The organism is Wenyingzhuangia aestuarii, assembly GCF_011927765.1.
Taxonomy (GTDB): Bacteria; Bacteroidota; Bacteroidia; order Flavobacteriales; family Flavobacteriaceae; genus Wenyingzhuangia; species Wenyingzhuangia aestuarii.
The window spans coordinates 228,763-255,484 of sequence record NZ_JAATJG010000002.1 but is presented as its reverse complement, the minus strand read 5'-3'; the positions used below and the strand labels follow the sequence as shown (position 1 = coordinate 255,484).

The window sequence follows — 26,722 nt, the reverse complement described above, 5'->3', positions numbered from 1 at the left end:
TTTTAAGATGGAACATGATTGTTGATATAGTTTTTAAACATCCAGTTTTTAATAGCTGTTTTAAACGTATAGGCCAAAATTAAAATGATCAAAAACAAAGAAGAAACAATGGTAAAACCTAAATAAATACTATTAAAAAGATGATTTAAGTACAACGACGTACCTATACCCATAAACATTAAGAATGTAAAAAGAAAAAGGGTTGCAAAAATTCTAAATAATATTTTAGCTCTTATTTCTCCTATTTTTTCAATAGCTTCAAAATGGTATAACTTTTTTTGTAACTCTAGGTATTTTATTAAATCATCTTTCATAGTTGTATTTTTTTTAGTGGTTTAACAAGGCATTGCCTTTTTTAAATCTTTTTCTAAGCTTGTAATTTTGGCTTTAATTTCTTTAATTTTTTCAGAAGCAATATCTTCTCCTTTTTCTATTAAATCCATTACTTCGCCTTTAAGCTCTAAAATTTTATTTTTAATATCTTCTCTAGTTTCTTCTCCTTTTTTGGGAGCAAATAAAACTCCTGCGGCTGCACCTACTACGGCTCCAGCAAATAATGATAATACTACTTTTCCTGTTGTGTTCATGTTTTTAATTTTTATTGATTAATATTTGTGATTATTTCTTTTATTTTTTGGGCATCAAAATCCAAAGTTCTAATTGGGAATGGAATTCCAATATCGTTTTTATCAAAAGCTTGTTTTAAAGCAATAATTGCATCGTTTCTAGCTTTTAAAAATCCTGGCTGATCGTTAGCATCTATCCAGAAATACAACGTAAAGTTGATAGAACTTCCTCCGTATTCATTAAAAAATACGTTTACCTCTTTAGACTTACTTACAAAGCTTAGTGTGCTAATGGCTTCTTCTCCTATTTTTTTTACAAACTCTAGGTCCGAACCATAGCCTACACCACAATTAATTTCTACCCTTCTTTTAGGTAAAGATGTATAGTTTCTAATTTTGTTTTGAAACACATCTTTATTAGGAATAATTACTTCCTGACCATTAAAGGAATGCATAACAATGTTTCTTAAATTAATATGTTGTACTACTCCCATTTCATCAGCTGTTTCTATAACATCACCTATTCTAAAAGGTTTTCTAACCGCCATAAAAACTCCCGATATAAAATTGGTTGCAGAATCTTGAAAGGCAAAACTTAATGCCAAACCAATTACCCCAGCACCTGCTAATAAAGAGGTTACAGCTTTGTCTAATTTTAACACACTAAGGGCTACAAAAAAACCTAAAGACATTACAATTAAAAAAGAGATGGTTCCCAACAGCTTGGTTAATGCTTGATTGTTGGTAAACTTTTTAGTTCCTTTTTCTGCCAACATCCTAACCAATCTAGATAGAAAATAAAATCCTATCACAAGTACTATACACAGTACAATATTGGGTAACATTGCTATAAGTGCTTCTGCCCAGCCAATTAATTTTTCTTTGACTATTTCGTACGATTTGTTAATGTTAAAATATTCCATGTTGATTATTTTATTTTAATATTGCTTGTATAGTGGTTCCTTTGGTAGGCATATGCATTGGATCTACTAAAAAGACCTGACCTCCGTACACATAAGTAATAATGGCCGCTAAATTGATTAAAGACATATTCTGATTGTTTTTTTCACTATCAATCATAGTGGTTTTGTTTACTGTATCGTACACTCCGTACACTCCATTTTTAGAAGAAACATACAATCTTGAAATTTTACTTTCAAAAGCCAAAGGAATAATTTGCTCTAACCTATTGGTCGTTAAATCCTCATCAAAAACAACTTGTTTAATCTTAAGAGAATCTTCTATTAACTGAGCGTTGGTTGCTTTGTTAAAAAGCGGTAACAAATAATAATTAGAAGTAATGTGCACACAAGCATCTAAACCTGTTTGAATTAAAAAGATTTCTAAATTATTGTCATTAGAAAAAATAATTAAGGTTTTAGGATTCTCAAATTCATCAAAATCCCACAAACAATCATCATTTAATATTTGTTCTAATCTTCCTATTACATTCTGAGCTTCGGAATGATTTATTCCCTTTGCTATTAATTTTTGCTCTACCCTAGTAATTAAAAGATTTAAATTATTTTTTGAAACGTTTACCCCTGTATGAATAGGACAGTAAATAGAAACACAATTAAAGTCTGTGGTGTTAGCCAAAGCTTTAAAGTCTTCTTTAGATAAGTGCGTTTTAAATTTAATCATTGCCTTTAATAGTATCTTTAATTTTGTTATTACAAATCTCGACACATATTACCTTTATTCTATTGATTGGCATTGATTAGGCTAGTTGATTTTAATCAACTTTTAAAAATACACAAAACAACAAAGCCCGCTAATTAGCGGGCTTTGTTGTTTATAATAAGCTATTTAAGCTACCATATTAAATCCATTTTCTGAAGTTTTTTTCTATCTATTAGAATAATCTTTTTTCCTTCGGTTTTAATAATCTTACTATTTTTAAATTCGGTTAACGTTCTTGTTAAACTTTCTTTAGTTGTTCCGGTTAATTTGGCTAAGTCGGTTCTTAACAAAGTAATTTCATCTTCTTCTGCCAACAACTCTTGTAATTTTTTAGAAACTCTTTTTCTAACAGAACTATAAGCCATTAACATTAGGTCTTGTTCTTTAGAGCTTAAGGTTTCAGAAATCATTTTCATAAATTGTTGAGCCACTTCTCTGTTTTCGTACACCAGTGTTAAAAAATCTTCCTTAGAAATTTTAGTCAACTCTGTAGCTTCTAAAGATTCTGCAATTTCATCGTAGGTTCTTTCTTCAAAAATGGGTTGAAAACCAAAAAACTGACCTTCGTTATATACAGAGGTAATGTATTCTTTACCATCATCACTATATCGGTAGGTTTTTACGCTCCCTTTTTCTATATAATAAACAAAGTGCACATGTTCTCCTTCTTTATAAATATATTCTTTAGGTGAAAAACTAAACACGTACGATTTTTCTTTTACATCTTTTAAAGAAACTACTTTTTTAGCTTCTTCTAAAAATTCGTGAACTCCATCGCTACCTGCACTGTATTGCTTTTTTAATAAATCGTTCTTTTTTAAACGACTTTCTATAGCAGTAATTAATTCGGTACTTTCAAAAGGTTTAAACAAATAATCATCTGCCCCTAAGTTCATTCCTTTACGCAAATCTTCTTTTTCAGATTTTGCCGTTAAAAAAATAAAAGGAATGGTAGCTGTTTCTGGGTTCTGACTTAAAATGTATAAAACTCCGTAACCATCCAATTCCGGCATCATTACATCACAAATAATAAGGTCTGGAGCAAACGTTTTTGTTTTTTCTACTCCTACCATTCCATTTTCTGCAACCTCAACCTCATAACCTGTCAATTCTATTAATTCTGAGATATTTTCTCTCATAATTAAATCATCCTCTATCAATAGTATTTTTTTCATAACCTTATTTTATACCAAATTTTTAATATCTCTACGCTCTTGATTATTTTTCTTTCTAGGAAATAAAATTTTAAATACAGTACCTACATTTTCTTTACTTTCAAAATCTATAGTCCCGTTCATTAACAACACATATTTCTTAACAATATTTAGGCCTAAACCTGTTCCTTGTAAATTGGTTACGTTTTTGGCTCTAAAAAAACGTCTAAAAAGGTTGTCTTGATCTTCATCTGGAATTCCCATTCCCTCATCTCTTACAGATATGTGAATATTTTCATCATCTAAAAAAGCAATAATGTATATATTTTTCCCAGGTGGGGTATATTTTACAGCATTGGAAAGTAGGTTGGTAATAATATGTCTTAAAATATTTTTATCTAAATAAGCCTCTTCTTCTTCCGATTTAAATGCAAAATGAATGGTTTGATTTTCTTTTTTTAAAGAACTAAATTCTTCTTTAAACTTTAACAACGTCTTTTTTAAATTAAAACGCTCTTCGTGATATTCAATTTTTCCTTCTTCTAATTGTCCAAGTGATAAAAACTGATTTAAAGTAGAGGTTAATGTTTTTATAGAAGTCTTAATTTTAGAAACATGTGACTCTACTTTTGTTTGATGAATAAACTGACTCCATAATTTTTCATCTGTTTTTAAATAGCGTTCTACTAAATCTACAGACGATAAAATTCCCGCCAAAGGAGTTCTAAATTCGTGAGAAGCTATAGATATAAATCTAGATTTCATATCGTTTAATTCTTGTTCACGCTCTAGTTTTTCTAAAATAACCTCTTTGGTTTTTTTCTGATGTTCTAATTCTTTTTCTAGTTTTTTACGTTTGGTTACATCATTTATAAGACATATAGTATACACACTGTTGTCTTCATCAGATATAAAATTCTGATTGCAATCTATTTCTAAAGTTACTAGCTGATTGTCTTCTAAAAAAAAGACCATCTCAAATTTTCCGTAGTTTTTTGTTTGCTGATTTAAGCAGTTCTTAAAATATATTTCAAAATCATCTTTATTGTTTTTAGGAAGTAAATCACTTAACAAAACTCCTTCTAGTTCCTTAGGCTCTTTTTGCAAAAGATTTAAACTGGCTTTATTAAACTCTAGCACCTCTCCTTCTTGAGTCATTAATATAACCCCATGAAAAAGGTTGTTTAGTATAGAGGTAAACTTTTCACTGTAAATATGATTCTCACTCATATAATAGGTTTATTAATCTTGTTTATCCAAATATAGCTAATAAACACTAAGGTTTATCTACTAAAAAATTAAAATTGATGAAGATCAATTTAGACATCAACCTTCATCAATTTAAACAAGACACTTCTGCTCTAACTTTGCAGTATACAAACGTAAAAACAAAATATCATGAAAAAATTAATCCCCAACAAAAAACAATTCTTAACACTTGTATGTGTATTAGGATTAGGAGTTTTTAGCGCAAACGCACAAATTATAGCCAACAATGCCATTGGTATTAGAGCTGGTGATAATGACGGATTTGGTTCAGAAATTTCTTATCAAAGAGCATTAGGAAACGCTACACGTTTAGAATTGGATTTAGGATGGAGAGACACTAATAATTTTGATGCCATGAAAGTATCTGCTTTACACCAATGGGTATATCCTATAGAAAACAGATTTAATTGGTATGTAGGTGCCGGTGGGGGTATTGGATTTTTTGACAATAACAATAGCAACAACGATGATGAGGTTTTTGTAGTAGCAAGTGGTGATATTGGTATTGAATACAACTTTAAAATTCCATTGTTAATATCATTAGACTTAAGACCAGAGGTAAGTTTTAACAACAACTATTCTGACGGATTAGACTTAGATGCTGCCTTAGGATTAAGATACCAATTTTAGAAAAAACCTTATTTATAAACCCAAAACTGAATAGAAATGAAAAAGTCAATTTTAATACTATCTCTACTTACTACTACACTAATGTTAGGACAAGAAAGCTTGTATAAAAAATCTAGTGTGGGTATTAAAGGGGGATACAATTTAGCAAGTGCACAAATTAATGGAGACAACAGTGTAGATCAAAGGCATGGTTTTCATGTAGGATTTTACAACGAGGTCTTTTTACATCAACATTTTGCCATACAAACGGAGCTATTGTACTCTCAGCAAGGATACGAGATTAACAACGATAGCGGAACCTTTACTCAAAAATTAGATTATATAAATCTGCCAATTTTGTTTAAAGGATACTTAACAGACAATTTTTACGTGGAAGCTGGACCCCAGTTTGGAGTATCTGTAAACCACACCGAAGAATTAGATGCCAACTTTGATGTTTTTGACACAACTAACGAAGTAACTCCCAACGATTTTGATTATGGAGCCAACGTAGGTACAGGTTTTAAAACAGATTCTGGTTTAAACCTAGGAGTTAGATATTACTTTGGACTGAACAAAGTGTATGATGAAGAAAATCAAAAAAATAGAGTCTTACAAGTATCTTTAGGATTCGACTTTTAAAATAAACACACATTAAAAAAGAATAGTAACCATAAAAATAAATCAAAATGAAAAAGTTATTTACAATAAGTACCATAGTATTAGCAGTAGTTGCCTTAACAGTAAGCTGTAAAAAATCGCCAAAAGAAAAAGTAGAAGATGGATTTGAAGAAGTTGGAGACGGAATTAAAGACGGAGCTAACGAAGCTGGAGATCACATTAAAGAAGGATATGAAGAAGTGAAGGATGAAGTAGACGATGCTACAGATGCAAAGTAACCCCAGCTTTGTCCACATATGGAGCTATCATTAATTTGATAGCTCTTTTTTTGTTTATTTATTTTTTAGTTTTGAGACACAAAAACTGTATAGAGAATGTGTTTATTTTATCGATAAACAATACTGTCATTTATCAATAAAATTTAGGTTTTATATAAAATCTTACATTTATCTACGTAGATTTATGTAAAAATTGACTTCAAGAATTATCTATTAAAAAAAAGCTACTCTAAGAAGTAAAAATAATGTGAAAATGAAAATTTATATTACAATTATAGCTTTAGTTCTATTTAGCTGTTCTAAAAACGATGACTTCAATCAAAATGGAGGATGTAGATTAATTTTTAGTGATGGAGTTTTTGTAAACGGATCTGTTTCTATAAAACCAACAACTTCTCTAGGTCTTACTCCTGCAAACACTAAACAAGATACAATTGTATATAAAAGTCATTATTTTTATAACAAACACAATCAGCTAGAAAAAAGAGTTAACTATACACTAACTACAAATTATGGAGTTACAATTCTAGACTACGACTCAACTGATAGTTTGAGTTACGATCATCAAGGTAGAATTGACAAATTATATTCAAAAAACACTCACTATTATTCTTATGAATATTTAAACTCTAGTAATAAACCTAATAAAATTTACCATTACTATGGATTGGATAAAAAACTTTCTAGCACAGAGAATATTACTTATGATGATCTAAACCGTATTAAGACAGTAAAAATTAACTATACTCCTACTAAAAACAGCAGTTACTTTATATCTAAAACAGAAACTGAATATAAATACCAAAATCATAATTTGGTTGAAATTGAAACAATTCAATCTGTAATAGATACAGAAGAAAACCCTACAACTAAAATTCATAAGATTCAAAAATTTAAAAATTACGACACTTATAAAAATCCCTTAAAAAACTTACCTTTTATTAATGTAAGAGGAATTTCAGAATCTGAAAATAATTATACAAAATACACTACAGAAACTATTACATCTCGTGAAAACTTACCCGATACAAATAGTAGTTCTGGCGACCAATTTACTGATGAAAATTTAAAATACCTTGAAACATCTAAGTTTGAGTGTGATTAAACGTTCCATTTTAGGATCCAAACAAACCATCAATAATTTTAAATTTAACAAGTAGTCCAAAATTAATTATTTCCGTACTTTCGCAGTTCAATAGAAATAAACAAAAATGAGTATCCAAAACCATTTAGAAATAGCTGTTAAAAAAGCATTTGTAGAAATTTTTAAAACCGAAATTCCAACAGTAGAATTCCAAGCAACCCGCAAAGAGTTTGATGGAGATATTACCATTGTGGTTTTTGCTTTTTTAAGATTTGTAAAAGGAAATCCGGTTCAAATTGGAACTCAAATAGGAGAATACCTAAAGACTAATGTTGATTTGGTAACCGATTTTAATGTGGTCAAAGGATTCTTAAATGTTTCTATCAATCCTAGTTTTTTCTTAGATAGTTTTTACACTATTTATAAAACCGAAAACTATGGAACTCTTACTCCTGCTCCATCAGACAAAGCAGTTATGGTAGAATATTCTTCTCCTAACACCAACAAACCTTTGCATTTAGGGCATGTACGTAACAACTTGTTAGGTTTTTCTGTAGCAGAAATTATTGCAGCAAGTGGTAAAAAAGTATACAAAACTCAAATTATAAACGACCGTGGTATTCATATTTGTAAAAGTATGTTGGCATGGCAAAAATTTGGGAATGGAGAAACTCCAGAAAACACAGGTTTAAAAGGTGACAAATTAGTAGGTAACTACTATGTTGCTTTTGACAAAGCTTATAAAGAAGAAATCAGCGCTTTAATGGCTGAAGGAAAAACCGAAGAAGAAGCTAAAAAACAAGCTCCTATTTTGGTAGAAGCACAACAGATGCTATTGAAATGGGAAGCTGGAGATAAAGAAGTGGTAGACCTTTGGAAAACCATGAACCAATGGGTATATGATGGTTTTGCAGTTTCTTACAAAAATTTAGGAGTTACTTTTGATAAAAATTATTACGAAAGTGAAACCTATCTTTTAGGTAAAGATTGTGTGCAAGATGGTTTAGACAAAGGAGTTTTCTACAAAAAAGAAGACGGTTCTGTTTGGATAGATTTAACAGATGAAGGTTTAGACGAAAAACTAGTGTTACGTGGAGATGGAACTTCGGTTTACATTACACAAGATTTAGGAACTGCTATTCAGCGTTTTCAAGAATTTGACATCAACGCATTAACTTATACAGTAGGTAATGAACAAGATTATCACTTTAAAGTATTGTTCTTAATCTTAAAAAAATTAGGATTTTCTTGGGCAGAAAACATGTATCATCTTTCTTATGGAATGGTAGATTTACCTACAGGTAAAATGAAATCTAGAGAAGGAACTGTAGTAGATGCCGATGATTTAATGGAAGAAATGGTGAATACTGCTCGTGAAATTTCTCAAGAATTAGGAAAACTAGAAGGTTATTCTGATGAGAAAAAAGAGGAATTGTACAAAACCATAGGAATGGGAGCTTTAAAATACTACATTTTAAAAGTAGATCCTAAAAAGCGTATTTTGTTTGACCCTAAAGAATCTATAGATTTTAACGGAAACACAGGACCTTTTATTCAGTACACCTACGCACGTATTCAGTCTATTCTTAGAAAAGCAGATTTTGACTACACAGCCAAACAAAACGTAGAAATTTCTGACAAAGAATTAGCCGTTATTAAAACACTACAACAATATGTAGAAACAGTTCAACAAGCAGCTAACAATCACAGCCCAGCTTTAATTGCTAACTACACCTATGATTTGGTAAAGGAATACAACTCATTTTACCAAAGCTCTTACATTTTAGGTTGCGAAGATGAAGCTGTAAAAATATTTAGAACTCAATTATCTGCTAAGGTAGGAGATACAATAAAATCGGCCTTTAACTTATTAGGAATTGATGTTCCTGAAAGAATGTAATTCTGAATGACAATTCCTCAAAAGAACATAACTATATCACTCCTCAAAGCAACTTTAAAAATTTGCATTGCTGGAGTGTTTATAGGTTTATTACACAAATACGATGGAATTGTAGCCATTATTCTAGTTTTAAAGGTAATACATTCTATGTATAGCTTAGGATTTAAAAACAAACAGAAATTCTGGATGGTTCCTATAGGAATGATTTTAACCGGAGTTTTAGGGATCGCTGCAGAATCTTGGGGTATTTACAATGGATACTGGGAATATCACAATGTTTCTACGCAAATGCCTTTGTGGCTACCTTTTGCATGGATGCTAGCTTTTAGTTATGTATACAAGCTAGAAAAAGAATTGTTTAGCCAGTTAAACAAGCCATCACTACAAACCAAAGCTTTAATTACTTTTTTATTGGCTTTAATTTTTCCTGCTTTTGGAGAAATCATCACTATTAATTTAGGTGTTTGGACCTACTCTTGGCCTTATCAGTTTTTAGGGGTTCCTTTATACGCACTTATCTGTTTGGTAATTTTTCATATGTGTGTAAACACTTTAATTTATGTATTAACCAACAAGCTACAGATAAAAGATCCTGTTTTTAGTAAATAAACAAGGACTCTTTTTCTTCTATTTTTTCCCTTCATCTATATTTTGTAATAAAAATTTAAATTTTTATTACAAACAAAAACTACAATAAAACACTATAAATCAGAAGCAATATGTTTACAAATTAATTCGTAAACATTGTAATAACATACTCATAACACTGTATTTCTAGGGTATTGCATTTTAGCAATGTCTTAGGTATATAAAAGAAAAAGTATGATTCCATCTGAAATAGAAAACAGTATTCTACACTACCTAACAGGCAATGCTACTAAACAAGAATTGGCTTTGTTAGAACGTTGGATAAAAATAGACAACCATAATAAAGAACTTTTTAACGACTACCTAAAGGTCTATTACCTTACAAATACTTTACTTACTAAAACCACTCCTAAAAATTTTAAAGCTAAAGAACTAGCTAGAATTCAAAAAGCAAAAAACAATAAACAAAGGTCAATTGTTTACCTCTCTTTAAAATACGCAGCTATATTAATTCTTTTTGTAGGTTCTAGTTATTTTCTTTACAACAGAAACATTGTAAAAGACACGTTTAGTGCAAGTTCAAATCAAATTACACTGCAATTAGCAAATGGACAAGTTGAAATCATCAACGAAAAAAGCTCAAAAGAAATAGTAGATATCCACGGAAACAAAATAGGAATTCAAGAAGAAAACAGAATTGTTTACCATACAAAGTCTACTTCTAAAACTCCAGTCTATAATCAACTAAGTGTGCCTTACGGTAAACAGTTTGAATTAGTCTTATCTGACGGAACTACTATTACAATTAACGCTGGTACAACCATAGAATATCCTACCCAGTTTGCCTCTAATCAAAAAAGAGAAGTTAGTATACAAGGAGAAGCTTTTTTTAAGGTAGCAAAAGATTCTCTAAGGCCTTTTATTGTAAAAGCAAATGATTTAAAAGTCCGTGTTTTAGGAACTCAATTTAATGTATCGGCATATCCTGAGGAGCCTAATATAGCAACAGTATTGGTAGAAGGACTGGTGGGACTATATAACAATAACTATTACAACAGTACCACTGCTACTCTACTAACACCAGGTTTTAAAGGTCTTTACAACGAAAAAGAAGGTTCTATTTCTAAAGAAAAAGTAGATACTAGAATTTATACGGGTTGGAGAACAGGACAACTTATATTTAGAAACATCCCTTTTAAAAATATTATAAAAAGATTAGAACGCAGCTACAATATTCAAATAATCAACCACAACAAACAACTAAATCATGAATACTTTAATGCTGCTTTTAACAGTAAAAAAGAAGATATCTACAAGGTATTAAACACCTTTCAAAAAAGTTACAACTTTGAATATACTACAAACAAAAATCAAATTATTATCCACTAAAAACAAAAAATAACATGACATAATAGAACAAAAAAAAACGGGAGATGCGCTAACATCTCCCATTAAGGAAAGTGATATAAAAATTACCACTAAAAATCTCAATCAAAAATATGAAAATTTTCACACAAATCAAGAGTATGGCTTTGTGCGCTCTAAAATTTAATTTAAAAATTAAATTAACCACCTTTTTTTTAGTTGTTAGCCTATTTACACTACACGCTAACAACATCAATCAAAACATTAAAATCACCTTAAATTTAAATAAGGTAACTATTGAAAAAGTTTTAGATGAAATAGAATCTAAAACAGAATACCAATTTCTATACAACACCAAAGATGTAGATATAGATAAAATTGTTAGCATCAACGTAATCAATGAAAAAGTAGAAACCGTACTAAATCAATTGTTTAAAAACACAAACAAAATTTACGAAATTGTTGACACCCACATTGTTCTTAAAACAGCTCCTATAAAACCGCTTAACTCCAAAACGGTACAACAACAAGCCATAGAAATTACTGGAGTGGTGCAAGATTCTCAGGGAATGTTATTACCTGGAGCAAATGTGTTAATAAAAGGAACAAACAAAGGAGTGCTTACTAATTTTGATGGTATTTTTAAAATTACCGTGCCTAACAAACAAACTATTTTGGTGATTTCTTATGTTGGAATGCTTCCTCAAGAAATAACAATTAACAACCAAACAGATTTAGATATTATTTTAGAACGCTCTGTAGAAAACATGAACGAAGTAGTAATTACTGCTTTGGGTATGAAGAGAGAAAAAAAGGCTCTAGGATATTCGGTAGGTGAATTAAATACAGAAAAATTAAACCTTGTTCCTCAAGAAAACGTATTGGGAGGTATGTCTGCTAAAATTTCTGGTTTAGACATCCGTAGAGGAGGAAACGATTTAAATAGCGAAACATATGTATACATTAGAGGAAAAACTTCTTTAACTGGAAACGATCAACCTTTAGTAGTTATTGATGGTTCTCCAATTGGAGACACTAATGTTTTGGGAGATATTAGCGCTATGGATATTGAAAACATATCTGTATTAAAAGGAGCTAGTGCAGCAGCATTATATGGTTCTAGAGCTGGTAACGGGGTTATTCTTGTTACTACAAAATCTGGAAAACACGTTAAAAAAGGAATTGGAGTTTCTTTTAACACCACCACAACTTTTAACACTCCTTACAAATATATTGACTTGCAAAATAGATTTACAAATGGACAAAAAGGACAATTTGACGAAGCTACTTGGCAACATTGGTATGGAGCCGAAGAAGGAACTCCTGCTGTGCAATGGAATAGCAATGGGCAAGAAACTCCTTTAGAATTTTATGACAATAGCTTAGAAGATTATTTTAAAACAGGAATAACCACTATTAATGATGTTAGTGTTTCTGGTGCTTCTGAAAAAGGAGAAATTCGTCTATCTCTTTCTCATTTAAAAGGAGAGGGTTTTTCCCCAGGTACAGAACTAAACAAAATAGGGGTTAACCTTGCCACTAGTTATCATATAACAGACAAAGTTAAAGTGTCTACTAACATCAATTTATCAAATCCAAAATCAAACAACTTTCCTGTAAAGTCTATTGGTAATAACGATCAGTATTTTGACATTTACAACATTGCTCCTCACATTAATATTAACGATTTAAATGGAGATTACTGGACCGTTAAAAACTCGCAACAAAATAAAATTACAGAAGGATACAACAATCCTTGGTTTTCTGCTAACGAAAGAAAAAACACTTTTGATAAAACCAGAGGTTTTGGAAACGTAAAATTAGACTGGGAAATTACTCCTGATTTTAATGCAATGGCTAGAGTTTCTCATAGTAGCACAACAAACAAAACAGAAATTATAAAACCTTGGTCTTACGATGGATTTGGAAGTAGCAAACCTTTTGGTTCTTATAATGTTAGTAATACTATTTCTAGAGAATCTAATATTGATGCCCTTTTTTCATACAAAAAAGATGTTGGAGATTTTAACATAGCTCCTTCTGTAGGTGCCAACATTATGCATCAAAACGGTTACTCTATAAACAGTGGCGGAGACAATTTGGTGCTTCCTGGTTTGTATACATTGTCAAACGTATCTAGAGGTGGTTTAAACTATGCTAGTGCTAGCTATAAAAAAGCGATTTACAGTGTATATGGTATGGTATCTCTTAGTTTTAAAGACTATGCTTTTGTAGATATTACTGCTCGTAACGATTGGTCTAGTACTCTGCCTAAAGAAAACCGTTCTTATTTTTACCCTTCTGTTTCTACTAGTGTATTAGTTTCAGAATTTGTAAACATGCCAAATTGGGTATCTCTTTTTAAATTAAGATCTAGTTGGGCACAAGTAGGTAAAGACACTTCTCCTTACATGATTAGCCCTACCCTATCTCAAGGTTATTGGGGAGATGATTTTACTTATTCATTACCTAGTAGTATGCCTAATACAAACCTAAAACCTGAAATTGCTACTTCTTATGAAATTGGTACAGACGTAAAACTTTTTCACGGTCGTTTAGGCTTTGATGCTACTTACTACAAAACTCAAAACAAAAACCAAATTTTAAATGTATCTGTATCTCCTCTTACAGGTTATACAAGTACTACAATTAATGCAGGTAATGTCGAAAATTATGGTATAGAATTAGGAATGAATGTAATTCCTGTAAAATTCAAAGATTTTGAATGGAACATGAATCTTAACTTTACCAAACAACAAAGTAAACTGGTAGAATTGGTAGATGGTATTGATAGAGTTTCTTTTGGAGGAGGTACGGATATGGGTGCATTTACAAGAGTAGGTGGTACTATTGGAGATCTGTACTCTCCTTACATTAAAAAAGTAGAAGAAGGAGAATACAAAGGTTGGAATATTTTAGATGCTAACGGTAGATGGGAGGTAGATAGAAGCAAAGAAAATCAAATTAAAGTAGGAAACTTTAATAACGATTTTGCTATGGGACTTAACACCTCTGTTAGTTATAAAAATTTCACAATCTCTGCTAGTTTTGACTGGAGACAAGGAGGTAATTTCTTTTCTGAATCTATGAAAAGAATGGCTAGATCTGGAAAAATAGAAAATTGGAAAAATGGAATCAGTTCTAGTACATTTTCTGGTGTATTAAACGCTAATTCTTATAATGGTGATAGAGAAGCACTTGCCGAAGCCATTAAATCAAACCCTGCTTATAGAGATAACGATGTATGGGTTGGGGGTAGAAATCAAGAACTAGGTGGTTTTGAGTACAACGGAAATTACAATGGTGCCTTTTTTCCTGGAGTTATAGACAACGGAGATGGTACATATACCGAAAACTTTGGAGGTGCTGGTACTAAATTCTTTGATGCATACAGAGTGGTAGAATCTAGTGGGAGTTTTTGGAGAACCGGATATGCTTTTATGTATGATGCTTCTTTTGTAAAAATGAGAGACATTACTCTTACTTATAAATTCCCGAGAAATATTACCGAATATATCTCAGCTCAAAATATATCTTTCTCTGTATACGCTAAAAACATCATGTTATGGACAAAGGCAGGAATTGGAATAGATCCTGAATTGGCTTACGATGGTGGTAATCAAGGTTTCGAAAAATGGAATCTTGCTCCTTGGACATTACCAATGGGATTCAGACTTAATGTTACTTTTTAAATAAAAAACAAGATGACACAAATAAAAAATAAAATAATCACACTATATGTAGCTTTAGCAACACTTTTGTTTTCTGCTTGTAGTGAATCTTTAGACGAAATAAACACGAGTCCTAATACACTTAGTGACACAGAGGTTGATATTAAATTTGTACTAACAGGTGTGCTAACAAAATCGGCACAAATAAGGAGTAGAATTGCCTTTGAAGGAGGAGAATTATCTGCTGCTACTCAATACTTACAAAGAGATTTTACCAGTTACGAAGAAAACAATTATCAATGGGGAGCTAGTGATTTTAGTATTTATTACGAACCTTTAAAAGACAGTCAATACATTTTTGAACGTGCTGAAAAAGAAAAAAAGGACGAAACAAAAAACTATTATCAAGCTGTGGCTTTGATTATGAAATCTTATGAATTTGGTTTTCTTACCTCTGCTTTTGGAGACATTCCTTTTAGCAAAGCTTTACAAGGTGAAAAAGGAGGAAATGAATTTTTTAAACCAGTGTACGATTCTCAAAAAGATGTTTTTATAGGTATTCTAAACGATCTAAAAACAGCCAACACTTTGTTAAAAAACACTGGAGTTATTACAGAAGCAATAGATGCTGATGTTGTATATAATGGTGATGGTCAAAAATGGAGAAAACTAGCCAACTCATTACGTCTTAGATTTTACATGAGGTTGTCTGAAAAGAACAATTCTAATATTGATGTATCTGCAGAAATAGCTACAATTGTAAACAATGCTAGTGAATTTCCTATTTTACAAAACAATAATGACAATGCCATGATTGCGTATATTGGAACAGATAGCGATAACAGTTGGTCTGGTGGGGCTTTAAATTACAGTAATCGTTCTGAATTTTACAGAAGAAAACCGTCGGCAACTATTGTAAAAGATCTTACAGAATTAAAAGATCCTCGTTTAACCAAATGGATAAAACCTGTAGATGTACAACTAGCACAAGGAGCTACCAATCAAGTAGTAGAAGAAGCTGGTAAAATAATACGCTATGTAAATATAGACATCAATGCTATTAACACAGATGCAGATAAAGAAAATGATATCAATACCGATTTATTTGTAGGGCTTCCTGTTGCTTTAAGTGCACCAAACGACTTTAATTTAGGAGGTACTATTAGTGATTATAAAAATGATATTTCCAACCTTGATACCACTATTTACCTAAATGCAGCTGCAAATCCTCATGCTTCTTATTTAACAGATATGTATGCAGAAAACAACCATCCTTTGGTTAAAGCTACTTTAATGAATGTTGCTGAAGTTCAATTTATTTTAGCAGAAGCAAGTGCTCGTGGATGGATTACAAACAATGCTTATGATTATTACAAAAATGGAATTAAAATGTCTTTTGAACAGTATGAAATTACCAATGGTGATGACAATTCCATATACGATAAAGCAAACAATACTTTAATTTCTTTTGATGAAAATGAATACATAGCCAATGTTAAAAATATTTTTGACAATGCAAGTAATAAGCTAGAACCTATTATACATCAAAAATGGATTGCTTTGTGGCTTACTAGTGAATCTTGGTTTGATTGGAGAAGAACGGGTTTCCCTGATTTAAATAGCAATATTATATCAGGAAGTAACGGAAACAATACTCCTGTAAGATTCTGGTACACGGATCCTTATAACGAAGATAATATGCTTAAAGCAATTGAAAAATTACAACCTGCCACCAATAATCAATGGTCTAAAATGTGGCTATTACAATAAATTACAAACTAAAAACAGGAGTACATTACTCCTGTTTTTTTAACTTTTATCCAAAAAAAATGAAGAAATTAATACTTTTTTGCAGCTGCATTATTGTGTTCTCTGCCTGTAATCAAACTTCTCAAGAACAGCAGCACAAAGAACATGCACACAATCACAGTCACTACCAAGCAGATGTACCTGCTCATAAATTAATTTTTCCATCAACCACACCAGATAGAATTATTGTTAATTTAACAGAAGATTCAGCACATAGTTTTGCTGTAAATTGGAGAACAAATCAAGAAATAGATACGGCTTATATAGAAATAGCAAAAGAAACACATGGTCCAGATTTTTTACTAAACAACCATGTAAAACGCATTAGAGCAACAACTCAATTTATAAAAACTGAAAATACTAGAGATCAAGAACCTTTGGTACACGCAGCTTATCATTCGGTAATTGCAACTAATTTAGAACCAGAAACCACTTATGTGTATCGTGTTGGGAGTGGTGCTAAAAATAGTGATACTTGGAGCGAATGGTTTCAAATAAACACACCTGCCAAAGACACAAACAAAGCTTTTAGTTTTATTTATTTTGGAGATGCTCAAAACGATGTAAAATCTATGTGGTCTAGGGTAATTCGTAAGTCTTATAAAATGATGCCTACGGTAGATTTTATGCTACACGCAGGAGATTTAATCAATCATAGCGAATCGGACAAAGAATGGGGAGAGTGGTTTTATGCAGGAAGTTTTATTCATGCCACTGTACCTAGTGTAATGACTCCTGGAAATCATGAATATGACAAGGGTAGCAATCGTAAAAATTTATCTGCCTTATGGAAACCTCAATTTACATTACCCGAAAATGGTCCTTTGGAAGAGTTAAAAGAAACGTGTTACGCCATCAATTATCAAAACATGAAGTTAATTTCTATTGATGCACAAAGTTTTATCAACAGTCAAAACTCAAGAAATGCTCAAACAAAATGGTTAGATTCTGTTTTAACCCACAATCACAAAAAATGGACAACTATTACCATGCACTACCCTATTTATTCAACCAAAAAAGGGCGAGATAACAAAGAGTTGCGTGAAATGATACAACCTTTGATACAAAAACATGGAGTAGATTTAATTTTACAAGGTCACGATCATACTTATGCTAGAGGTTATGCTTCTAATCAAGGTTTGGGAAAAACAGTTGTAGAAAATGCAGGAGCAATATATGCAGTATCTGTAAGTGGACCTAAAATGTACGAGTCTCAGAATCAGGAATGGATGGTAAAACGTGGGGAATACACACAACTATTTCAAATAATTACCATAGAAAACAATACGTTAAACTATAATTCTTACACACCAAAAGGTACTATTTATGATAGTTTTAGTTTGGTAAAAGATAAACATGGAAAAAAGACCATAACCAACAATAAACCAGAAATTGGAGTAAGACACCGAAAAGACTTTGTTTCTAAAAAATAAAAGTTTGTTTTGTTTATTTCAATTTTAACCGAATTGAAATTGTTATGAAGACCGTCTATTTAGACGGTTTTCTTGTTTAGTTATCTATGTTATTTTCTGCTTGTTTTATTTTTATGTCCGTTCTTTCTCTAAGAATAGTAAATGCATTTGTAATGTGTGCTTCTACTGCTTTTTTTGATATTGATAAATATTCTGAAATTTCTATATTGGTTAAACCTTCTTCTTTGCTTAACAAAAAAACCTGTTTGCATTTAGTAGGTAAAAGCTCAATTTCACTTTTAATCAATGCTAATTTCTCATTCAATAAATTAGTTTCTTCGGGTTCTGTAAAAGAGTTTAACGTATCATAAAAAATTTGATCTAAAACTATAGAAGATTGTTTTTTTCTATAACTATTTACAAAATCATTGTAGACAGATTTGTACAAAAAGCTTTTTACAGATTCTTTTATGTTTAATTTCTTTCTAGTTTCCCAAACGCGCATAAAAACATTCTGAACAATATCTTCTGCCAAGGCAGAATCGTTGGTAAGACTATAGGCATATCCAAAAAGTTTTTGATAATAAATATCTATTAAAGACATGTAGGCTTTTTCATCTCCTTTGATGAGATTTTTAAGTAAAATCGTAATATCCTTTTCTGCATTAGTCATTTATAAAACCCTAGTTTGAACTATAAATTTCAGCTATTATAGTTCAATACAACTAAAAACGGAATTACCTTATTATTAAAAAATTTATATCAATAGGTAAAGTTATCAGTAGATTTTAGCAAAAGACTTGACCTACTTAATACTTCTAAACATATAAATCCAAATAAGTCTAGACAATCTAATATTTAAAAAAGTTAACAATAACATTACCAGCACTATAACAGGTATAATTCTTAAATCCAAAGACTTTTCAAAAAAAGGAGAAGCTATAAAATAAGTTATTAAACCTTCGGCAACTCCTAACCCATAGCTAACATACATCGCTCCAATAAAAAAACCAGGTTCTTTCATAAATTTATAATCACAAACACTACATTCCGTATTCATTTTAGGAGCACCAATACTCAAAAAAATACTTTTGTCTTTAAATACTTTTCCTTCCCCACATTTAGGACATTTGTTACCAAGTAACTGTTTTAGTAATTTTAGCATTTTTGTTGGATGTTTACAAATTATAAATTGCTTGTAAAATTATAGATTAAGCAGTTTAAAAATTATTAGTATCTTCTCCCATTATAGCACAATTAAGACATTCTAAATACATGAAAAAAGTTCCTGTATATACATTACAAAATTTTACAACTACTACCCACAAGAATAGTTTGTATATAAATACGTTTAAAAATCATTTAATAGCACATAGTTTTATAGAGCAATCGCATCGTCATAACTTTTATTTGATGGTTTTATTTACCAACGGAACGGGTACGCACCAAATAGATACAAATACTTTTGATATTAAAAGAGGGAGTTTATATGTGCTAAAACCCGGACAAGCACACGGTTGGGAATTGTCTAACGATATTGATGGCTATATTCTTTTTTATACGGATGAAATGTACAATTTACATTTTGGTAATAAAAAAATAGAAGAATATCCATTTTACGAGGCTACTAAAAACATATCAGAAATTATTTTTAACGAAAAAGAACTAGCTGGTATTGAACCTTATTTTAAATTATTAATTCAAGAAAATCAGCAACTTAAATCTAGAAAAACAGAAAAACTATTAAATCTTATTGATATAATTCACATAGAGATTTCAAGAAAATACTTATCAGAAAACACCTATTCATATCAAACCTATAATCATAAAATACAGATATTTAACAAACTTTTGGAACAGCATTATATAGTACATAAATCGCCATCTTTTTATGCTGCAGAAATGAACATTACGTTAAAACATTTAAATAGAATTTGTAAAGATCTTTTAAACAAAACAGTTACAGAACTCATTTCCCAGAAAATTGTTTTAGAAAGCAAAAGAATGCTCACTTTTAGCTCGGCTTCTATCAATCAAATTGCCACATCATTGGGCTACGAAGACTATTCTTACTTTACTAGATTGTTTAAAAAACATACCAAATATACTCCTAGCAAATACAGAGCATCCTTAAAAAACAAGCTGTAAAAGCAATTAGAAGTGTAACAATCTAATATCATATTTTAAACAAAGTTAGCAAACCTTGTTAATCAGCTTAAAATCGATTATTGAAGCTATGTAATATAGTTTTGAATTCTTACATTTGCATACATTATAAATTTCAATCACTAGATTAAAAAATATACACATGAAATACGACGTTATTGTTATCGGAAGTGGACCTGGAGGATATGTTACCGCTATTAGAGCTTCACAATTAGGGTTTAAGACTGCTGTTGTAGAAAGAGAATCTTTAGGAGGTATCTGTTTAAACTGGGGATGTATTCCTACCAAAGCTTTATTAAAAAGTGCACAAGTGTACGATTATTTAAAGCATGTTGATGATTACGGTTTAAAAGCGGAAGCAATAGACAAAGACTTTGAAGCAGTAATTAAGCGTTCTCGTGGTGTTGCCGAAGGAATGAGTAAAGGAATTGAGTTCTTAATGAAAAAGAACAAAATTGATGTTATTAAAGGTTCTGGGAAAATTAAAGCTGGTAAAAAAGTAGATGTTACTGATGCTGATGGTAAAGTAACAGAATATGATGCTGACCATATTATTATAGCAACAGGTGCTCGTTCTAGAGAATTACCAAACTTACCACAAGATGGTAAAAAAGTAATTGGATACCGTCAGGCAATGACTTTACCTGAGCAACCAAAGAAAATGATTGTAGTAGGTTCTGGTGCTATTGGTGTTGAATTTGCTCACTTTTACAACTCAATGGGTACAGAGGTAACTATTGTAGAATTTATGCCTAACGTAGTTCCTGTAGAAGATGAAGAAGTTTCTAAAGCTTTTGGAAACGCTTTAAAGAAAGCTGGAATTAAAGTAATGTTAAATTCTGCTGTAGAATCTGTAGATACTTCTGGTGATGGAGTTGTTGCTACGGTTAAAACTAAAAAAGGAGAAGAAAAATTAGAAGCTGATATTTTATTATCTGCTGTTGGTATTAAAACTAACATAGAGAATATTGGTTTAGAAGAAGTTGGAATTGTTGTAGATAGAGATAAAATTATTGTAAACGATTTTTACCAAACAAACATTCCTGGTTACTACGCTATTGGAGATGTAGTTCCTGGTCAAGCTTTAGCACACGTTGCTTCTGCAGAAGGAATTACTTGTGTGGAGAAAATTGCAGGTTTACATACAGAACCTATTGATTACGGAAACATTCCTGGATGTACATATGCTTACCCAGAAATTGCATCTGTTGGTTTAACAGAAAAAGCAGCTAAAGAAGCAGGTTACGAATTAAAAATTGGAAAATTCCCTTTTTCTGCTTCAGGTAAAGCATCTGCTGCTGGAACTAAAGAAGGATTTGTAAAAGTAATTTTTGATGCTAAATACGGAGAATGGTTAGGATGTCATATGATTGGTACAGGTGTTACCGATATGATTGCTGAAGCTGTTTTAGGTCGTAAATTAGAAACTACAGGACACGAAGTATTAAAAACCGTTCACCCTCACCCTACCATGTCTGAGGCGGTAATGGAAGCTGTTGCAGCTGCTTATGATGAAGTAATTCACCTATAAGTATTAAACATAATTTACTAAAAAAGAGAAAACATTACGTTTTCTCTTTTTTTTTTCGGTTTTTTTAAAAACAAAATAAACTATATTTGATTTTTGGGGTCTAAGATTAGACTAGTTAACGCTATAAAAAAATCATGAAAAAAATTTTATTCATAAGCATCACTTTATGCTTAGTTTCGTTTACCATTATAAAGTCTACTGACTTTTTAGATAAAGTTCAAAAAAAGTTAGAGAACTACACAAAACAACATCCCGAAAAAATTTACATACAAACGGATAAACCCTTTTATTCTACCGATGAAGACTTGTGGTTTTCTGCCTATTTAGTTAACGGAATCACACATCAAAAAACAAATAAGAGTAAAGTTGTTCATGTAGAATTAATCAACGCTAAAGATAGTATTGTTTCTAAAAGAAGATTATTTTTTACAAACACCATTGCTTCTGGAGATTTTAAAATTAACAAAAACTGGAAACCAGGTACTTATTTATTAAGAGCCTACACTAAATACATGCAAAATGAAAGTAGTGATTACTTTTTTCAGAAAGAAATTCCTATTTATGCCATAGCAGAACTAGATAGTATTGCCACAACAGAAACAATAACAACACCTACTACAGAAGTAGCTACCAAAACAAAAAAAGCTAAGGCAACAAGACCTAACTTAAAGTTTTATCCTGAAGGAGGAAACCTAATTGCAGAAACAGCTAACAGAGTTGCCTTTGAAATAAAAGACAAGAGATATAGTGAAATTAATTTAGCAGGAGTGATTAAAGATCAAAACCACAATGAGGTTTTAGATTTTAAAACCTTAGAACTAGGTTTAGGTAGTTTTATATTTATTCCAGAAGCAGATAAAACTTATTATGCAAGTATTAATGTAAACGGAAAAGAAGAAAAATATCCGTTACCAAAAGCATTAGCAAAAGGATATTCTTTAGGAATCACAAACAACGGACAACACATAATTATCCAAAGTTCATCTACTACAGAAAAAGGGTTAAAAGGATCTTATTTGGTAGCACACCAAAGAGGACACTTACTTTATAAAAAGTTTCAGAACGAAGAAACAACAAACGACTTAATTAAAATCTCCACCAAAGAATTGGCAGATGGAGTTGTTAATGTTACTTTATTTGATAAACAAGGAAATCCTGTAGCCGAAAGATTGGTATTTGTAGACAATCCTAAAAACAACCTAAAATTAGATATTGTAACTCCTACAAACGCTTTAGAGTCTCGTAAAAAAATAACTTTAAAAATTGATGTAAAAAGCAATAAAGAACAAAGTGTAAATAGTTCTTTATCTATGGCTGTAAGAGATTTAAAAGCCTATCCATACAACACAAGATCTGGTAATATTAAATCTTGGTTATTGTTAAACTCAGACTTAAGAGGAACAGTTAAAAACCCTGGTTATTTCTTTGAAAAAGAAGACGACTTAAAAAGAAGATACTTGTTAGACTTAGTAATGATGACTCATGGTTGGAGACGTTTTACATGGACAGACATGTTAAATAATCAATCTAAAGAGCAAACTATTAAACCAGAAGTTGGACTCTTTATATCTGGAACAACCAAACAATTAAAAAAGCCTTACAATTCTTTTTCGGCTCCTACTCGATTGACCTTTTTTGGAAAAAACGTTTTTCAAGAACCTATTACACAATCAGACACTTTAGGTAAATTTAAATTTGGTCCTTATGTGTTTTTTGATTCTATGCCTGTAATTATAGAATCTAGACTTGATGATTTTAAATCAACTAGAAGAAAAGCAAGAAACGTAGTAATTTTAGTAGATAAAGATAGAAGTACTCCTAAAGTAGAAAAAAACGTATTCTTTAATAAAATAGAAGAAGAAAATAGTGATTTACAAGTCGCTAACTTTATAAAAGTAACCAAGTATATCAAAGAAGAAAAATTTAGATACAGTAAAGAAGTTGAAAAACTAAACGAAATTACTTTGGTAGCCAAACGTAAAACAGAGCTTGAAAAACGTCAAGAAGAAATGAGTAACCTTACCGATTATGGAGAACCTATGAACGGACAACGCTTAGATCTTTTAAACGATTTTACAGCTCCTGGTACTTATACAGCCTTTGACATTGTTGGTCAAATGAATGGAGTCTTTATAACTGGAGACAGTATTTTTATTAGAAGAAATAATAACCCTGCTAAAATTGTATTAGACAATTTAGAAGTGGATGCTAGTTTTTTACAATCTATAAATGGTGATGAAATTTCTTTTATAGATGTATTACAAGGATCTGATGCAGCTACCTTTTCTAATGCTGCCAATGGAGTAATTGCCTTGTATTCTAACACAGGTAATGTGGGTAGTAGAAATATTAAAAGAAAACCTGGTATTATAGATTTTCAGGCAGAAGGTTTTTATACAGCTAGAAAATTTTACGCACCAGATCACGTAAATGATTTTGAATTATTAAACAAATCTGACTTAAGAACTACATTACACTGGGAACCTATTATACAAACAACAACTAATGGTGGTGCAGAAGTTTCTTTCTACACTAGCGATATTAGAAGTGACTATATTATAGAAATAGAAGGTATTTCTGATAACGGTACTCCAATTCACGGTATTAAAACTTTTCATGTAGAATAACAACAAGCTACTAATAAAAAAGGGAACCATTAACGGTTCCCTTTTTTTGTGATTCTTTTCTTTTATTCAGTATAGATCATTAGAATAGATAGTAAAAACTATGCGCAGCGCTAAAACAAGAAATTAAAAAGCTATAGAGCATTTTTTTAAAATCGTTCTATGAGCCATATTTAAATACATAAATTTGTGTTTTTAAATTTAAAACTAGAGATATGTCTCAAGCAAAAGAAGGAAGTACAGTAAAGGTACACTACACAGGTAAATTAAATAACGAACAAGTATTTGATAGTTCTAGAGAAAGAGAACCTTTAGAATTTACAGTAGGTGCCGGACAAATGATTCAAGGTTTTGACCAAGCAGTTAATGGAATGTCTGTTGGAGACAACAAACAAGTTACTATTGTGGCAGAAGAAGCTTATGGAGCTAGAAATGAAGATGCTGTATTTAAATTACCAAAAACTCAATTACCAGCAGAATTAGAACCTCAAGTTGGAATGCAATTAGAGGCTAATCGCGAAGATGGTCAAAAACAAATGTTATTGATTGTTGGTGTTGAAGAAGAAGAAGTTGTATTAGATGCAAACCACCCATTGGCTGGTCAAGATTTAATCTTTGATATTGAATTAGTTGAAGTTAACTAAACTTTAATTTTTTTCTAAATTACCAAACACCTTTTATACTCTAAAAGGTGTTTTTTTATCTTTAGTACTTTCATCTGTAAGTCAAGTTAATTTTTAAAACATGAATCACCAAAAAGCAATAAAAACCATTTATTTTAGCTTGTTAGGAAATATTCTTTTAGCAATTATTAAAGGAGCTGCTGGAATTATTGGTAATTCCTATGCTTTGGTTGCTGATGCTATTGAATCTACCTCAGATGTATTTTCATCTTTATTAGTCTTATTTGGTTTAAAATATGCTAAAAAACCTGCCGATGAAAATCATCCTTATGGACACGGAAAAATAGAGCCATTAATTACTTTTATTGTGGTAGTCCTTTTGGTTTCTTCGGCCATAATAATTGCTTACAAAAGTATCATCAACATACAAACTCCCCATAAAACTCCTAAAACATGGACTTTATATGTTTTAGGTATTATTATTTTATGGAAAGAAATTTCTTATAGAATTGTATTACGTAACAGCCACAAAACCAATAGTTCTTCTTTAAAAGCAGATGCTTGGCACCACCGTAGTGATGCTTTAACTTCTGTAGCTGCATTTATTGGTATATTAATTGCCATCTATTTTGGAAAGGGATTTGAAAATGCTGATGATTGGGCTGCTTTGATTGCTTCTTTTATTATTATATACAATGCTTATCAAATTTTTAGACCTGCTTTGGGAGAAATTATGGATGAACATAGATATGATGATTTAATTGAAAATATTAGAATTATTTCTAACAAAGTTCCTGGAATTATGGGTACCGAAAAATGTTTTATTAGAAAAGCAGGAATGCATTATCATGTAGACTTACACGCTAGAGTAAACGGAACAAAATCGGTAACAGAAGGCCACCAAATATCCCACTTATTAAAAGATACCTTACATGAAGAAATCCCTAATTTGGGAAATATTTTAATTCACATAGAACCTTATTATCCAAAAACAGAATTATGAGAACAACATTAATTGCGATCACACTTTTTTCTTTTGCCATGATAGGATGTAAAACATCTACAAAAGAAAACCCTCATCATCTTCAGACTCCTATAGCCGATGAAAACTCAACTAAAAAAACATTAGATTGGGACGGAACCTATGCAGGAACAATTCCTTGTGCAGATTGTAGCGGAATTAAAACCAAAATTACACTTCATCAAGATTTAACCTACACAAAGTCTATTAAATATTTAGGTAAAGAAAATACAGCTACAAGTACTAATGGAACATTTACTTGGAATGATTTAGAAAACACCATTACCATTAAAGAAACTTCTTATATGGTTGGTAAAAACACACTAATTCAGCTAAATAAAGAAAAGGAAAACATTAAAGGAGCTTTGGCTACTCAGTATGTATTGCAAAAAATTGCTGTAGATACCAATCTTACAGATGTAAAATGGCAGTTGATAGAATTGGCAGGACAAAAAGTAAATCAAACAGATAAAAACATTCCTTTTTTAAGCTTAAACAGTACAGAAAACACCCTTACAGGATTCTCGGGATGCAATAATTTTTCAGGTGATTTTACGCTTAAATTAGGAAATAGAGTAAACTTTTCTAAAATAGCAGCTACTAGAAAATATTGTGAAAACACTCCGTATGAAGCAGAATTTTTAAAAGTTCTAGGAACTATTGACAACTACACTATAAATAACAATACACTATCTTTAAACAAAGCTAGAATGGCACCGTTGGCTAAATTTAAAATTATACCTTAATA

At 30.9% G+C, this 26,722-nt stretch carries 24 protein-coding genes; 16 read left to right on the top strand and 8 right to left on the bottom strand.

Annotated elements, in window-relative coordinates; genetic code table 11:
- Positions 1-2: 2 nt before the first annotated feature.
- The 6 genes from GGR97_RS03000 to GGR97_RS02975 all read right to left on the bottom strand — a co-directional run bounded on the left by GGR97_RS03000 (position 3) and on the right by GGR97_RS02975 (position 4,633).
- Positions 3-314, bottom strand: a complete 312-nt coding sequence (locus GGR97_RS03000) for a hypothetical protein (protein WP_167896942.1) — start codon at positions 312-314, stop codon at positions 3-5.
- Between the two features lie 21 nt (positions 315-335).
- Positions 336-587 (bottom strand): YtxH domain-containing protein, encoded by a 252-nt coding sequence (locus GGR97_RS02995; protein ID WP_167896941.1) that lies wholly within the window; start codon positions 585-587, stop codon positions 336-338.
- An 11-nt stretch (positions 588-598) separates the two neighbouring features.
- A complete protein-coding gene (locus tag GGR97_RS02990) occupies positions 599-1,489 on the bottom strand; it encodes a mechanosensitive ion channel family protein (protein ID WP_167896940.1) in 891 nt (296 codons plus the stop codon).
- A 10-nt stretch (positions 1,490-1,499) separates the two neighbouring features.
- On the bottom strand, positions 1,500-2,210 hold the full coding sequence (locus GGR97_RS02985) for a hypothetical protein (RefSeq protein WP_167896939.1): 711 nt from the start codon (positions 2,208-2,210) through the stop codon (positions 1,500-1,502).
- 170 nt (positions 2,211-2,380) lie between these two features.
- The gene (locus GGR97_RS02980; protein ID WP_167896938.1) at positions 2,381-3,424 is read right to left on the bottom strand and encodes a response regulator; all 1,044 of its coding nucleotides are present in this window, start codon (positions 3,422-3,424) and stop codon (positions 2,381-2,383) included.
- A gap of 9 nt (positions 3,425-3,433) precedes the next feature.
- A complete protein-coding gene (locus GGR97_RS02975) occupies positions 3,434-4,633 on the bottom strand; it encodes a PAS domain-containing sensor histidine kinase (protein WP_167896937.1) in 1,200 nt (399 codons plus the stop codon).
- Between the two features lie 168 nt (positions 4,634-4,801).
- On the opposite strand from GGR97_RS02975, the gene GGR97_RS02970 reads away from it, so the two are divergent.
- From GGR97_RS02970 to GGR97_RS02925, 10 genes are all read left to right on the top strand, one after another.
- Positions 4,802-5,302, top strand: a complete 501-nt coding sequence (locus tag GGR97_RS02970; protein ID WP_209272310.1) for a hypothetical protein — start codon at positions 4,802-4,804, stop codon at positions 5,300-5,302.
- A 36-nt stretch (positions 5,303-5,338) separates the two neighbouring features.
- The gene (locus GGR97_RS02965) at positions 5,339-5,923 is read left to right on the top strand and encodes a porin family protein (RefSeq protein WP_167896936.1); all 585 of its coding nucleotides are present in this window, start codon (positions 5,339-5,341) and stop codon (positions 5,921-5,923) included.
- Between the two features lie 47 nt (positions 5,924-5,970).
- Positions 5,971-6,180, top strand: coding sequence for a hypothetical protein (locus GGR97_RS02960; RefSeq protein WP_167896935.1), 210 nt, complete (start codon positions 5,971-5,973; stop codon positions 6,178-6,180).
- A 253-nt stretch (positions 6,181-6,433) separates the two neighbouring features.
- Entirely contained in the window at positions 6,434-7,285 is an 852-nt protein-coding gene (locus GGR97_RS02955) for a hypothetical protein (protein ID WP_167896934.1), read from the top strand.
- Positions 7,286-7,391: 106 nt separating this feature from the next.
- A complete protein-coding gene (gene argS / locus GGR97_RS02950; protein WP_167896933.1) occupies positions 7,392-9,164 on the top strand; it encodes an arginine--tRNA ligase in 1,773 nt (590 codons plus the stop codon).
- 6 nt (positions 9,165-9,170) lie between these two features.
- A complete protein-coding gene (locus GGR97_RS02945) occupies positions 9,171-9,773 on the top strand; it encodes a hypothetical protein (protein ID WP_167896932.1) in 603 nt (200 codons plus the stop codon).
- A 213-nt stretch (positions 9,774-9,986) separates the two neighbouring features.
- Complete coding sequence (locus tag GGR97_RS02940) at positions 9,987-11,141, top strand: FecR family protein (RefSeq protein WP_167896931.1); 1,155 nt, start codon at positions 9,987-9,989, stop codon at positions 11,139-11,141.
- 110 nt (positions 11,142-11,251) lie between these two features.
- Positions 11,252-14,809 (top strand): SusC/RagA family TonB-linked outer membrane protein, encoded by a 3,558-nt coding sequence (locus tag GGR97_RS02935; RefSeq protein ID WP_167896930.1) that lies wholly within the window; start codon positions 11,252-11,254, stop codon positions 14,807-14,809.
- Positions 14,810-14,821: 12 nt separating this feature from the next.
- Complete coding sequence (locus GGR97_RS02930; RefSeq protein WP_167896929.1) at positions 14,822-16,558, top strand: SusD/RagB family nutrient-binding outer membrane lipoprotein; 1,737 nt, start codon at positions 14,822-14,824, stop codon at positions 16,556-16,558.
- 59 nt (positions 16,559-16,617) lie between these two features.
- Positions 16,618-18,030: a purple acid phosphatase family protein gene (locus GGR97_RS02925; protein WP_167896928.1), complete on the top strand. Its 1,413-nt coding sequence runs from the start codon at positions 16,618-16,620 to the stop codon at positions 18,028-18,030.
- Positions 18,031-18,106: 76 nt separating this feature from the next.
- On the opposite strand, the gene GGR97_RS02920 is transcribed toward GGR97_RS02925, so the two are convergent.
- Positions 18,107-18,682 (bottom strand): RNA polymerase sigma factor, encoded by a 576-nt coding sequence (locus tag GGR97_RS02920; protein ID WP_167896927.1) that lies wholly within the window; start codon positions 18,680-18,682, stop codon positions 18,107-18,109.
- Positions 18,683-18,814: 132 nt separating this feature from the next.
- A complete protein-coding gene (locus GGR97_RS02915; protein WP_167896926.1) occupies positions 18,815-19,174 on the bottom strand; it encodes a nuclear pore complex Nup192/Nup205 family protein in 360 nt (119 codons plus the stop codon).
- 110 nt (positions 19,175-19,284) lie between these two features.
- Here GGR97_RS02915 and GGR97_RS02910 point away from each other — a divergent pair, with 110 nt between their 5' ends.
- The 6 genes from GGR97_RS02910 (at position 19,285) to GGR97_RS02885 (ending at position 26,720) form a co-directional block, all read left to right on the top strand.
- Positions 19,285-20,157 carry an AraC family transcriptional regulator gene (locus GGR97_RS02910; protein WP_167896925.1) on the top strand — a complete coding sequence of 291 codons (873 nt, stop codon included), beginning with the start codon at positions 19,285-19,287 and terminating at the stop codon, positions 20,155-20,157.
- Between the two features lie 160 nt (positions 20,158-20,317).
- Positions 20,318-21,706, top strand: a complete 1,389-nt coding sequence (lpdA, locus tag GGR97_RS02905; protein WP_167896924.1) for a dihydrolipoyl dehydrogenase — start codon at positions 20,318-20,320, stop codon at positions 21,704-21,706.
- Between the two features lie 134 nt (positions 21,707-21,840).
- Complete coding sequence (locus GGR97_RS02900; protein ID WP_167896923.1) at positions 21,841-24,333, top strand: hypothetical protein; 2,493 nt, start codon at positions 21,841-21,843, stop codon at positions 24,331-24,333.
- Positions 24,334-24,545: 212 nt separating this feature from the next.
- Positions 24,546-24,974: an FKBP-type peptidyl-prolyl cis-trans isomerase gene (locus GGR97_RS02895; protein WP_167896922.1), complete on the top strand. Its 429-nt coding sequence runs from the start codon at positions 24,546-24,548 to the stop codon at positions 24,972-24,974.
- A gap of 100 nt (positions 24,975-25,074) precedes the next feature.
- On the top strand, positions 25,075-25,956 hold the full coding sequence (locus GGR97_RS02890; protein WP_167896921.1) for a cation diffusion facilitator family transporter: 882 nt from the start codon (positions 25,075-25,077) through the stop codon (positions 25,954-25,956).
- Positions 25,953-26,720: a copper resistance protein NlpE N-terminal domain-containing protein gene (locus GGR97_RS02885; RefSeq protein ID WP_167896920.1), complete on the top strand. Its 768-nt coding sequence runs from the start codon at positions 25,953-25,955 to the stop codon at positions 26,718-26,720. The genes GGR97_RS02890 and GGR97_RS02885 overlap by 4 nt, the downstream gene beginning before the upstream one ends.
- Positions 26,721-26,722: the final 2 nt, after the last annotated feature.